Genomic DNA, 13,112 nt, shown 5'->3' with positions numbered 1-13,112 from the left:
TAAAATTCCAAGTGCTATTTTTAATGCGCTCGTGGAAAGCAAATTGGCACTATCATTGCGTTTACCTAACCAACTTTACAGGATTATTTTCTATGTTTACTGAAATAAAATCATTACCCATGAAAACCTTTACTATTTGGAAACTGGCCGCGGTGGCCGTCTTATTTGTTTTTTTACAACAGGCTTGTGCGCCGAAGAAAGTGGCGTTGCAACCGGCAGCGGAAGTTGTCCAGGAAAAGCCGGAACCGGCACCCGTAGTTGAAGAGAAGCCCGCACCGGCGCCGGCTCCTGAACCTGCTCCCGTGGAGGCGCCTAATTTTAATTTCAGGAATATCCAGTTTGAATACGATTCCCATGTACTGAAAACAGAGTCGTACGCGGTACTGGATCAGATCTCAAGGGAAATGCAAAAAGATCCGGACGCCAAATTTTATGTGAACGGCCACGCATCCATTGAGGGTACTGCCGAATATAACATGTCCTTATCCGTAGACCGTGCGAATGCGGTTAAGCTCTATCTTGTAAACTCCGGTATTTCGGGAAACAACCTGATCACCGAGGGATTTGGGGCTACTCAGCCGGTCGCTTCCAACAATACAGAGGCAGGCCGGACACTGAATCGCCGCGTGGAAATTAAACTGGCAAACGGATCAGGGCAATAACGTCTTAAATCCGTTTCCCTCGTCTGATACCGATTCGTTATCTTTGCCGCAAGATGTCAGACTTAAAATATAACCAACGGGGCGTATCTGCCGGTAAAGAGGACGTGCACAATGCCATTAAAAACATCGACAAGGGGTTGTTTCCCAAGGCATTCTGCAAAATTATCCCGGATATATTAGGTGGCCAGGATGATTGGTGTAACATCATGCATGCCGATGGTGCAGGCACCAAGTCTTCACTGGCCTATGCCTATTGGAAAGAGACAGGCGACCTTTCGGTGTGGCGGGGAATTGCCCAGGATGCCATCGTAATGAACCTGGACGATCTGTTATGTGTGGGAGCAACCGATAATATCCTCCTTTCCTCTACCATCGGACGTAACAAAAACCTGATTCCGGGAGCGGTAATAGCCGAAATTATCAATGGAACGGAAGAAATCCTGGCTGAATTGCGTGAGTTGGGAATAGGTATCTACTCCACCGGTGGGGAAACTGCCGATGTGGGTGATCTTGTGCGGACCGTTATCGTGGACAGTACAGTAACCTGCCGGATGAAACGCGATGAGGTAATCTCAAATGATCGCATCAGGGCCGGCGATGTTATTGTCGGTTTCGCTTCCTATGGACAGGCAACCTATGAACAGGCTTACAACGGCGGCATGGGATCCAATGGGCTCACATCGGCAAGGCATGATGTGTTTCAAAAAGCAATTGCTGCCAAATATCCGGAAAGCTACGACGCTGCTATTCCGCAGGAGCTGGTATTTTCAGGAAGCAAGAGTTTAACTGATGCGATACATATTGGTGATAATCAATATATAGACGCAGGAAAACTAGTACTCTCCCCTACGCGCACTTACGCGCCGGTTATTAAAACCATACTCGATGCTTACCGGAGTGAAATCCATGGCATGGTACATTGCAGCGGCGGCGCGCAGACGAAAGTGCTGCATTTTATTGATCACCTTCATGTTATCAAAGATCATCTTTTTGATGTTCCTCCGCTTTTCCGATTGATCCACGATGAATCAGGCACCGACTGGAAAGAAATGTACAAGGTGTTTAATATGGGCCACCGCATGGAGCTGTATGTGCCTGAAGCACTGGCTGCGCCGCTGATTGCTATCGCGGAGCGCTATGGTATTGCTGCACGGGTCATCGGTCATGTTGAAGCTGCCGAGACCAAACAGGTAACGGTGCGCAGTGAATTTGGTGAATTCAGTTACTTTTAACAGCTAACCGCCGATGATGGAAACAATTGGCTGGAAAGAACGGGTGGATTTACCCAGCCTGGGTATTTTTGGTGTCCCCGCAAAAATTGATACGGGCGCGCGCACATCGGTACTGCATTGCAGCCATATCCGGTTAATAAAGGAAGCGGGTGCCCCGTATGTCGAATTCCAGGCATTGGATGGGCGTTTCGGAGCAACTCTGAATACTTATGTGAGGCCTTTTCACAGTCGGCGCACATTTAGAAATTCATTCGGACAGGAAGAGGAACGATACATTATCCGAACGGATATCTCCTTATTTGGCCAGTTATATGAAATTGAACTTTCGCTGCGCGACCGGTCGGATATGGAGTTCCCCCTACTGTTAGGCCGGACCTTTATCCGGAAACGTTTTTTAGTGGACGTATCCAAGGCTAACTTATCCAAAACACGCATTATTCCAGATACACCGTGAAAATTGCCGTATTATCCACATTAAAAAATCTATATTCTACCCGCCGGCTGGTAGAAGCTGCACATGGTCGTGGACATGAATGTGTCGTAATCGACCATAGCAAGTGTTATGTCGGTATTAAACAGGGCCTACCGAGTATTCATTACAACGGGCAGGATATCTCGGATATCGACGCGATTATCCCCCGGATCGGTGCTTCGGTGACGTTCTACGGATCGGCAATTGTCCGCCAGTTTGAAGTGATGGGAGTTATATCGGCAAACCCCAGCCAGGCCATTACCCGTTCACGCGACAAGCTGCGCTGCATGCAAATTCTTTCAGGGGCCGGAATCGGTATGCCCATTACCGGTTTTGCGCGCAGCACACGCGATGTGGACGACCTGATTAAAATGGTAGGCGGGCCACCTCTTGTTATCAAATTGCTGGAAGGCACACAGGGTATCGGTGTCGTGTTGGCGGAAACCAAAAAGGCAGCTTCTTCGGTAATAGAAGCGTTCTACGGACTCGGCAATAACATTTTGATCCAGGAATACATCAAGGAATCCAAGGGTACGGATATCCGTGCGTTTGTGGTGGACGGTAAAGTGGTGGGTGCCATGAAACGAACCGCAAAGGAAGGTGAATTCCGCTCTAACCTGCACCGCGGCGGATCAGCGGAAATAATCAAACTCAACAAAGCCGAGCGGGAGACCGCGATACGGGCGGCGAAAGAGCTTGGCCTGACGGTCTGCGGTGTGGATATGCTGCCCTCGGACAGGGGCCCGCTCGTGCTGGAGGTTAATTCCTCACCGGGGCTTGAGGGCATAGAGAAAGCAACGAAAAAGGACATTGCAGCGGAAATTATCAGTTTCCTCGAAAAACAGTATACAGCCATTACGCAGACAAAGAAGGAACGGAAAAGCAAGGGAGGGCAAAAATTATAAAAGATACATTATATTTACCGGCCTGAACACAAAATAATCGTCATGAGCAGCATTTTCAACGTAATTCATTGGAATATCGATCCCGAAATATTCAATATCGGAACTTTCGGATTACGGTATTACACCTTGTGCTTTTTACTGGCCTTTATCAGCAGTTACCTGTTGATGCTGCACATTTTCAAACGGGAAAACAAGTCGCAGGAACTACTTGACCAGCTGAGCATCTATATTTTTCTGGGCACCCTGCTGGGCGCCCGGCTGGGCCATTGCCTGTTCTATGAATTTGACTATTATAAAGACCATCCGCTGGAAATGATCCTGCCATACACATATGTCAACGGACAGTTCACTTTAACGGGATTCCGGGGCCTGGCAAGTCATGGCGGGGCCATCGGTATTCTGGTAGGCATTTTCCTGTTCTGCCGCAAGACGAAAGTCAACTTCCTCTGGATTACAGACCGGCTGGTTATCGTCGTTGCACTGGCCGGTGCTTTTGTCCGGATTGGCAATTTTTTCAATTCCGAGATTATCGGTTTACCTTCAAATCTGCCATGGGCTGTTGTCTTCGAGCAAGTAGACCAAGTTCCCCGTCACCCGGCACAGCTATATGAGGCCATTTGCTACGTGCTTATCTTTTTGCTGCTTTGGAATATGTATCACCGAAAAGCATCGCTTAAACCGGGGTATATGTTCGGGCTGTTCCTGGTCACGTTGTTTGGTGCCCGTTTTGCGCTGGAATTCGTAAAGGAAAACCAGGAAGCATTTGAAGAAGGCATGAAATACAATATGGGACAGCTGTTGAGCCTCCCCTTTATTGCAACCGGCATTTACCTGCTGTTCAGACCATTCAAGCACGAACCTGAAAAGAAGCGATAGGCCGGTGCAGCGGGCTTACCTGCTTGCTGGCAGGTTGTCGAGGTCATCAACGCGAGGTATCAATTTGTCGTCATCAAACGAAGGTAATATGCCAGTTATATAGGCTTTTATTCCAAAAAACAAGCGGCTCCCGGTACCGGTCATCCTGAATTTCTCAAATCAATGCGAATAGTAAGAAGCCGGACGGCGCCGGATATTGGCGTCCGTCCGCACTTCAACGGTTTAGGTCGGGCATCTTGTCAAGTAACTGCTGTTTCGTAGATGAATCCGGCGCTGATAAAACAACGACACAAAGCTAACCTACCTTTTCATGCCGTGTATCCCCCAAATTGGGGGATTTTTAAAAAGTTAGAAGATATAGTTAGGGTATAATCCTGATTATATGCTAATTTTGTTCCCAATTAATGTAATCAACTACCTATTATAGATAATATCCTAAGCGATTACCTGGCTGCATTAGGGATATATCTATTGCTGTATACAACATGATACCGTCCTATATTTACCATTATTTTATACCCAATGCACTGCGGAACAGGCAATCGGTTATTTACGACCAGCTTTGTACCGTGGTCATCGCCTATGTGGTAGCTACCGCATTACTGATTATCCTTCCCTCTATCCTATTGCTGTTTTCTCCGCTTGCAGGTTATTATTACGTGCTTTGCGGTATCTGCATCTATACGCTGTTTCACATCAAAATTACCGGCCGCTTTATGTTCCCGCTTGCGGTAACAATGCTTACCGGTTATGCCGTAATCATTCGAAACTGCTTACAGAGCGGTGGTATTCTTTCAATCCAGACTTCAGCTCTCTACCTGTTGTTGCTAACTGGCTTCTGGGCGGATCGAAGGGTGGGTAAAACGATGTTATTCAGCAATTTATTGGCTCTTTTTATTCTTGCGCTGAATAGCCTGGACCATACCGTTTATCCGGAAAACGCCTATGTGCCTGAACGCATTGAGGTGGCTTTTGTTTACCATATCAGCATTACCATTTTCTTTGGTGTTTTCTTCTGGATGGTTTATCAGCAGTATGACGAAGCCAAGCTGCAGGTCAGGCAGCAACAGCGGAAACAGATTGATAGTCTTAATAAGGCCGTCGAAGAGCGCACCAGCCAGTTATCAACAATGCGGCAGTCACTAGCCCGCGACTTCCACGATGAAACCGGCAACATCCTTTCCGCCATTACCCGGCAGGCCGGAATACTTCGGTTAAAGGCAGGCCACGACGAAAACTTAAAACCGCTCATAGATAATATTATCGAGAACAGCGAACACCTTTATTCGGCAAGCCGTGATTTCCTGTGGAGCATCAATCATAACAGCGACGATATGGAGGCGGTGCTGGCTTACCTTACTGCCTTTGGACAGCATTATTACAATCAATTTGATGTCGCGTTCTCCGCACATATTCCGGCAGCGAACCAGTATGTCCATAAACGGATCGCTCCCTTTTTAACCAGGCATATTATCTACATTTTTAAGGAAGCCATGACCAATGCTGCAAAGCATTCCGGTGCAAGTGAAATCGTTTTTGACGTGGAGCTCTCCCATAATCATTTCCGCCTGCTGCTGGAAGATAACGGCCGATGGAAAATTCCCGATCAGTCAACGCCGCATTCAGGGCTGGCCAATATGAGAAAAAGAAGCAACGAAAACGGGTTGACATTTAACATTGCTTACAATAAGACCGGCACCCGGGTTCAGGTAGAGGTACCAACAACTCAAGATAACAGCACAAAACACACCCAATTAACCTGATATGGAAAAGAGGATTACCATCATTGAAGATATCGCCGCTATACGTGAAGGGTTCAGTACGGTGTTGAGCAGTGTTAATAAATATCAGGTGGTTAACCGTTACGCGACATGCGAGGATGCGCTAGCCAACCTGGACAAAGACCAGCCGGATATCGTGCTTATGGATATTGAATTACCTGGAATGAGTGGCATTGCCGGAACGGCTCAGATAAAAAAGGTACTACCAGATTGCATCGTGCTTATTATTACGGTGTTGGAAGACAGTGAAAAGGTCTTCCAGTCGCTTTGTGCAGGTGCCGGCGGATACATAGTCAAAAATTCAAACCTCGAGAGCATTGTCCAGACCATTGACGAAGCGGTCGCCGGCGGTGCACCAATGAGTCTCTCGATCGCCCGTATGGTTGTCCAGTCCTTTCAGCTGCAACCGGACTCGCCCCTTTCGGAACGGGAAACCGAAGTACTCCAAAGCATCGCTGAAGGGAAAAGTTACTCCAAAATTGCAGCTGACCTTTACATCAGTCGGGAGACGGTACGCAGCCACATCAAGAATATTTACCGAAAACTGGAGGTAAGCAGTAAAGTGGACGCGCTCAAAATTGCCAGCGCAAACAACTGGATGAACAAGCTGTAAGCCGCCGGTTACAGGTGTTAATTACCCAAGTGACACTTGCAATCATCCACGTGGCATTTTTTTTGTTAATCACCGGTATAGCATTACATTTGCCCTATTCATGACAACAGCGCAGCACCGTCCGCTTTTGACCATTTTCATACTTGGACTGTTATCGGCTATCGGACCTTTTTCCATTGACATGTATTTGCCAGGTTTTGAATCGATTGCAAATAGCCTCAATACATCAGTAGCCCATATCCAGTTATCACTTACCTCCTTTTTTATCGGTATCGCGTCCGGTCAGCTTATTTATGGCCCGTTGCTTGATCGCTTCGGCCGCAAGAAACCGTTGATTGTGGGACTGGTTATTTACATCGGCGCGTCTATTGGCTGCGCCCTGACCAACCTGGCTGATCATTTAATTTTATTCCGGTTTATACAAGCACTGGGCAGCTGTGCCGGCATGGTGGCCTCACGTGCCATGATCCGCGATTTCTTCGGGCCCGCCGAGAGTGCCAAGATCTTTTCCCTGCTCATGCTGGTTATCGGTGTTTCACCCATATTAGCCCCGTCAGTCGGCAGTTTTGTGATTGCCCATTGGGGATGGCATGCGATCTTTCTGGTACTGGCAGTCATTACCGCATTGATCCTGGCGGTTGTATGCCTCTCCCTACCCGAAAGCCAACCGCCAAACCCGGAAATTTCACTGCTGCCCAAGCCGATCATTACGTCGTACTGGGAGGTGTTTACGACACGGCAGTTTTTTACTTACGCCTTTGCAGGCGGACTGGCATCTTCGGGTTTATATGCTTACCTGGCCGGGTCTCCTTATGTTATGCTCACCTTATTCGGGGTTACTGAAAAGCAATATGGATTCATATTCGCCCTGATCGCATCGGCGCTGATCGTTGCAAGTCAACTGAACCGGCGTGTCCTTAACCGCCACAGCAGTGAAAAAGTAGCAAGAATTGCGTTGATGGTTCAATCGGCGGCCGGGATTACCCTGACCATATGCTGTCTAATGGGGACCATTAACCTCTTTGTTATGGTCGCTATTATTTTTGTTTTTCTCGGGGCCCAGGGATTTGTATTTCCTAATACATCCGCACTTGCGCTCAGTCCATTCAACCGCTTAGCCGGAAGTGCTTCAGCCCTCCTGGGCAGTTTACAGATGGCCTGTGGTGCACTATCTTCCGCACTGGTAAGCTATTTCCACAACGGAACGGCAATACCCATGGCTGTTGTCATGGCCGGGTGTGCTGGCTTAAGCCTGCTCATCACGCTGCTCGACCGAACAGCTGCCCGGTAATTGGAAAAAATAAGGCTGTCGTGGGATTACGCGATTGGCTATTGTCCCAATAAACTTTCAAGTGCCAGCCGGTAACCATCAAGGCCAAAACCACAGATGACACCCTTGCAGTTTTTTGCAAGATATGAGTGATGGCGGAAAGATTCACGGGCATATACATTGGATATATGCACTTCAATTACCGGCGCAGTTACCGCTGCAATGGCATCTGCAATCGCTAATGAAGTATGGGTATATGCACCCGCATTAAGTACGATGCCTGCTGCGGAAAAGCCGACTTCATGGATCTTATCAATGATGGCACCTTCGTGGTTGCTCTGAAAATACATCAGGTCAACGGCCGGGTAGCGGCTGCGCAGCGTTTCGAAATAAGACTGGAAATCGCGGTCGCCATAGACGCTGGTTTCCCTGACCCCTAATAGGTTCAGGTTCGGCCCATTGATAATCACTATTTTATTCATCGCATTGCAATATCCAAAAAATATTGGAATTTCCTAAAAATCATAATAAAAATTGCGGAATGTCGCCCGGAGTCCCAACGTTATCATCCCTGTCTGATGATGTATTCCCTGTTCCGGCACTTCATGCCGCCGGTAAACCGCTCCCGCTTCGACGCGGAGATTGTATTTCGGATTAAACAGGTAAGATACCTGCCCATCGGTGTACAGCAAGTTGTTTTTCACGCCCTGGCCAATGTAATTTCCATAAACGCGTTGGTGTGTGTCGTATGATTTAAAGATGTCCTGTCCAAAGTTGACCGATGAATTGGCATCGGTGCCAAACTGTCCCCAGGTACCTTTTAGGGAAAAATCAAACCGTTGATAAGAATAATTCAGTATCCCCACGAGTTCCCTGAAATTGGCCCCCCAGGGGTGGGCAAGCGGCTGCCCGTAATTGCTATAGTTGCTCACCGGATCGAAATGCGCATACGTGTATGGACGGGCGGTGTTATACTCCGCAAGGAAATTCAGGTCCTTGATACCGAATGCATCGAATCCCCTGAAGCCAATCTGCGCACCCCATTTGTTGTTCACATGACCTTTTCCGGAGAAAAATTCCTTCGCCGTGAATTCCCCGAGAAGAAATTGGCCGTATACCGTCAGGTTACGCAGCACTTTATACTTCGTATTCAGGCCCAGGTGCATCTTATCCGGCGACGAAGTGTTGGTGAGTTCGATCGGCCGCATAAAAATAATAGGATTGAAATAGTTGAAGTCAAACCCGCGCCGGCCCATGGCATTTCTCGCACCCCAGACAACCGACTGGAATAAACCGACTGAAAACCGGTTATTTACATTCCAGTCAAGATACTGGAACGCCCCCCACTTCCAGTTATCACCGGCACGTGTCAGCGTATCCGGTGCACGGGTATGCATGGGGTCGATCATGTATGTCCACATACTCATGTATTGTACATTTCCCAGTTTTCCGGTGAGTTTCAGTGCGGTATAATTTGACGAGACATCTGACAGGAGCATCGAACGATAGCCGTCACCAATAAAGTTTTTGTCGTATGCCAGGGTAACATTCAGGTATTTGTTCACGGTATAAGACAGGGATGCTGATGCATACATCCAGTCCTTAATTTTTTGATTTGATGCGGTTGTTTTCCCATGCCCCTGTCCAGGAGTAATTGCATTTTTAAAAACATAATCACCTAAATAGTCGGGAAAAATAGCCTGGTTTTCAAAAAAATTAGCGTGGAAGGAGAAGTTTTCGCCAATGGTTACCCCCGCTTGGGCACCACGGGTATTCAACCAGGTAGTCTGTCCGCCCCCCGCAAAATCACGTCCGATCTGGAAGTCCGGTAAAAAATCGGCATAGAATGTATACTCATCGTTTTCCACCGTCACTAGGTGCTCGTTGTACAGTTTACGCCCGCCCCAGGAATTCCGTTCGACCACACCCAGTTGCATCAGCGAATCGTACCGCGGTTTCAGGTTGTCATCAATAATCATTGGCTTTAGTGCCGTATGAAGTCGGGTATCGGTATTATACAGGGTGCTGTTAAGCTTCTGATAAAATTGATAAGAATACGGCTGATAAGTAGATTGGGCCTTTCCCACGTACGAGCACCCGATAATGACAAATACAAAGGCAATCCGCAGGCTAAAAAACAGTAACGGTTTAATCATAACATTTTTTCAGTTAGCAAAGATAACATTGCCAACCAAGAATTAAGCCATTAATTGCTGGTTGGTGAAGATTTCACAGCCGGGAAAACCAATCAGCATGCACATGTTTTGTTCAGTCACGGATCAAACACGCGTAATTGAGTGACTAAATCGAATTTGCATATTCAGTTGAACGATATTTTTTGCATATTGCATACCGGATTACAGACCGTAAACAACACACGATATCATGAATCGAAGATTATTTATCCAGCATACGACGGCGTTGGGTGCCGGCGTGATGATAAACCAGTTCCCATCCTTAGCTGTTCCCGTTGCTGATTTTCCCGAGGTACGTGTACCCAAAAACCAGCGTCACTTTGTGAGTGCTGCCATCGAACAGGCCATTCAGGAATTCCGGCGTCATGCCGGCAATAAAGAACTTGGCTGGCTCTTTGAAAACTGTTTCCCTAATACGCTGGATACCACAGTCTTTCCCGATGATAAAAACGGAAAACCGTCGACGTATGTCATCACGGGGGATATTGATGCGATGTGGCTCCGCGACAGCAGCGCGCAGGTATGGCCGTACCTGCCGTTTATGCACAGTGACAATAACCTCCAACGGCTTATCGCCGGACTGATCAATAAACAAAGTGAATGCATCAACATCGATCCCTACGCCAACGCATTTTATAATGACCCTACCCGTGTGGGCGAGTGGGGAAGCGACCATACCGCTATGAAACCCGGCATCCACGAACGGAAATGGGAAATCGATTCGCTTTGTTATCCCATACGGCTGGCCTATGGCTATTGGAAGACCACGGGTGATACGGCGCCATTCGATGCGGAGTGGGTTGCCGCACAACGCAACATCCTTAATACGTTCAGGGAGCAGCAGCGGAAAACAGACCTTGGCCCCTATCAGTTTGCACGTACCACTTCCCGTGGAACAGACACCTTACAGGTAGACGGTTATGGATACCCGGTAAATCCCGTTGGTTTAATCTGTTCCGCCTTTCGGCCGAGCGACGACGCCACGATGTTCTCCTTCCTTATTCCTTCGAACCTGTTTGCCGTAGTGAGCCTGCGGCAATCGGCCGAGATGCTGGCGGCCATTGCCGGCGAGCAGGAATTGGCCAAAGCGATGCTAGGCCTTGCCGATGAGGTAAAAAAAGCCGTGGATACATACGGTATCGTCGATCATCCGATGCATGGCCGCATCTATGCCTATGAGGTGGATGGTTTCGGCAGCTACCTGATGATGGATGATGCCAACATCCCAAGCCTGTTGGCACTACCCTACCTTAATGCGGTGGATCAAAACGATACGGTATACCAGCGAACACGGGCCTATGTATGGTCGGCCGGCAATCCGTTCTTTTTTAAGGGCACGGCAGCCGAAGGGATTGGCGGTCCGCATATCGGCCGCGATATGATCTGGCCCATGGCCATTACCATGCGCGGTCTTACGGCCAACAATGACGATGAGATTCGTACATGTATTGATGTATTGCGCCGCACTCATGGTAATACCGGATTTATGCATGAGTCATTTCACAAAGATGACCCCGGAAAATTTACCCGTAAATGGTTTGCCTGGGCAAATACATTATTTGGTGAATTTCTATGGAAAACCTATAAAGAAAAGCCATATTTGCTAAAGTAATAGGTGGCCGTTGACCAACAAAAACATTCGTAGGCTACCGAGCACAGATAACGACAGCTATGGGCCCTATAGGTATATTCGATTCAGGATATGGTGGATTGACGGTTTTTCGGGAAATCGCAAAAAAATTACCCCAGTATGATTACGTGTATTTAGGTGATAACGCCAGAATACCATACGGTACCCGGTCGTTTGAAACGGTTTATGCATTCACCAAGGAGTGTGTCGACCAGTTATTTGCTATGGATTGCCGGCTGGTGGTGCTGGCCTGTAATACGGCTTCTGCCAAGGCACTACGCACCATTCAGCAGGTCGATTTACCCCTGTACCCGGATTTACGTAAAGTACTGGGCGTTATCCGCCCCACAACGGAAATCATCGGTGACTATACTAAAACCAGGCATGTTGGTATCCTGGCCACGCCAGGCACGGTAAAATCGACTTCCTACCCCATTGAAATCCATAAATTCTTCCCGAACATAACGGTATACCAACAGGCATGTCCCTTTTGGGTACCGCTGGTTGAAAATAACGAGCTTGATTCCCCCGGAGCGGCCTACTTTGTCCAAGCGGACATTAAACGACTGCTGCAGCAGTCGCCGCAAATTGACACAGTTATTCTTGCCTGCACGCATTACCCGCTGTTATTGCCATTGATCAAGCAATACATGCCACCGCATATCCAGGTGCTCGCACAGGGCCAACTGGTTGCAAATAGTCTTGCCGATTACCTGCACCGGCATCCCGAAATCGAGCAGTTATGCACCAAAGGAGGTACAACTCAGTTTTTCACGACCGACAGTGAGGTGGATTTCGAAAAAAAGGCCGCGGTATTCTATGGGAAAAAAATAAAAGCGGCGCCATTAACACTGGGTTAATTATTGCGCCGCCGGCTATCATTGTGTAGTTGATTACTCGACAATAGTCACTTCCACCCGACGGTTCTCTTGCCGGCCTTCTTTTGTGTTATTGGGTGCTACGGGCTTACTTTGCCCATATCCATTGGTTGTGATTTTACTTGCATCAAGGCCGCGCTCTACGGCATAATTCTTCACAGATTCAGCCCGCTTTTCAGAAAGCCACTGGTTATATTCCGCCGTACCTGTAGCATCGGTGTGCCCATCGACAATCAGGGAGGCACCGGGGTAATCCCGTAAAAGATTGACCAGTTTATCGATTTCTGTCTTGGCCTGGTCGGTCAAGTAAGATGAATTAAGTGGAAATAAGAGGTCAGAATCAAACGTAACCAGGATGCCCCTATCGGTGCGTGAGGCATCTTCAAAATCACGCTGCACATGCTCTAGGCCATCCTTTGTGCCATCAACGCTTACCCGTGCGCCCGGATTGACCGTCATCTGCTTATTTTTGCAGGAAAATACTACCGTGCTTAAAAGCAACAAAAAAGAGAAATATACAACGCGTTTCATGAATATAAGTTAGTTAAGTTTTTGCTGAACGGATTCCAAGGTAAAAATAAGAAAAACAATGTGAAAA

13 protein-coding genes are annotated in these 13,112 nt (G+C 47.8%); 10 read left to right on the top strand and 3 right to left on the bottom strand.

Features of this window, described 5'->3' with window-relative positions:
- Nucleotides 1-119: 119 nt before the first annotated feature.
- From NEV57_RS01780 to NEV57_RS01745, 8 genes are all read left to right on the top strand, one after another.
- Nucleotides 120-662 carry an OmpA family protein gene (locus tag NEV57_RS01780; protein ID WP_257656566.1) on the top strand — a complete coding sequence of 181 codons (543 nt, stop codon included), beginning with the start codon at nt 120-122 and terminating at the stop codon, nt 660-662.
- A 53-nt stretch (nt 663-715) separates the two neighbouring features.
- Entirely contained in the window at nt 716-1,894 is a 1,179-nt protein-coding gene (locus NEV57_RS01775; RefSeq protein ID WP_257656565.1) for an AIR synthase related protein, read from the top strand.
- 13 nt (nt 1,895-1,907) lie between these two features.
- Nucleotides 1,908-2,348, top strand: a complete 441-nt coding sequence (locus NEV57_RS01770) for an ATP-dependent zinc protease family protein (protein WP_257656564.1) — start codon at nt 1,908-1,910, stop codon at nt 2,346-2,348.
- Nucleotides 2,345-3,271, top strand: a complete 927-nt coding sequence (gene rimK / locus NEV57_RS01765; RefSeq protein WP_257656563.1) for a 30S ribosomal protein S6--L-glutamate ligase — start codon at nt 2,345-2,347, stop codon at nt 3,269-3,271. The genes NEV57_RS01770 and rimK overlap by 4 nt, the downstream gene beginning before the upstream one ends.
- 42 nt (nt 3,272-3,313) lie before the next feature.
- Nucleotides 3,314-4,147 (top strand): prolipoprotein diacylglyceryl transferase, encoded by an 834-nt coding sequence (lgt, locus tag NEV57_RS01760; RefSeq protein ID WP_257656562.1) that lies wholly within the window; start codon nt 3,314-3,316, stop codon nt 4,145-4,147.
- A 485-nt stretch (nt 4,148-4,632) separates the two neighbouring features.
- Entirely contained in the window at nt 4,633-5,910 is a 1,278-nt protein-coding gene (locus NEV57_RS01755; RefSeq protein WP_257656561.1) for a sensor histidine kinase, read from the top strand.
- 1 nt (nt 5,911) lies between these two features.
- On the top strand, nt 5,912-6,541 hold the full coding sequence (locus tag NEV57_RS01750; RefSeq protein ID WP_257656560.1) for a response regulator transcription factor: 630 nt from the start codon (nt 5,912-5,914) through the stop codon (nt 6,539-6,541).
- Nucleotides 6,542-6,641: 100 nt separating this feature from the next.
- Nucleotides 6,642-7,832 carry a multidrug effflux MFS transporter gene (locus NEV57_RS01745; RefSeq protein WP_257656559.1) on the top strand — a complete coding sequence of 397 codons (1,191 nt, stop codon included), beginning with the start codon at nt 6,642-6,644 and terminating at the stop codon, nt 7,830-7,832.
- Between the two features lie 38 nt (nt 7,833-7,870).
- On the opposite strand, the gene aroQ is transcribed toward NEV57_RS01745, so the two are convergent.
- Entirely contained in the window at nt 7,871-8,293 is a 423-nt protein-coding gene (gene aroQ / locus NEV57_RS01740) for a type II 3-dehydroquinate dehydratase (RefSeq protein WP_257656558.1), read from the bottom strand.
- Nucleotides 8,294-8,326: 33 nt separating this feature from the next.
- A complete protein-coding gene (locus NEV57_RS01735) occupies nt 8,327-9,967 on the bottom strand; it encodes a gliding motility protein RemB (RefSeq protein ID WP_257656557.1) in 1,641 nt (546 codons plus the stop codon).
- A 229-nt stretch (nt 9,968-10,196) separates the two neighbouring features.
- On the opposite strand from NEV57_RS01735, the gene NEV57_RS01730 reads away from it, so the two are divergent.
- Nucleotides 10,197-11,618, top strand: coding sequence for a glycoside hydrolase family 125 protein (locus NEV57_RS01730; RefSeq protein ID WP_257656556.1), 1,422 nt, complete (start codon nt 10,197-10,199; stop codon nt 11,616-11,618).
- A gap of 59 nt (nt 11,619-11,677) precedes the next feature.
- Nucleotides 11,678-12,496, top strand: a complete 819-nt coding sequence (gene murI / locus NEV57_RS01725; protein WP_257656555.1) for a glutamate racemase — start codon at nt 11,678-11,680, stop codon at nt 12,494-12,496.
- 33 nt (nt 12,497-12,529) lie between these two features.
- On the opposite strand, the gene NEV57_RS01720 is transcribed toward murI, so the two are convergent.
- Nucleotides 12,530-13,045 (bottom strand): OmpA family protein, encoded by a 516-nt coding sequence (locus NEV57_RS01720; RefSeq protein ID WP_257656554.1) that lies wholly within the window; start codon nt 13,043-13,045, stop codon nt 12,530-12,532.
- Nucleotides 13,046-13,112 lie beyond the last annotated feature (67 nt).

Origin of the sequence: Parapedobacter lycopersici (assembly GCF_024643285.1) — a bacterium.
Taxonomy (GTDB): Bacteria; Bacteroidota; Bacteroidia; order Sphingobacteriales; family Sphingobacteriaceae; genus Parapedobacter; species Parapedobacter lycopersici.
This window is presented reverse-complemented; position numbering and strand designations above follow the sequence as displayed.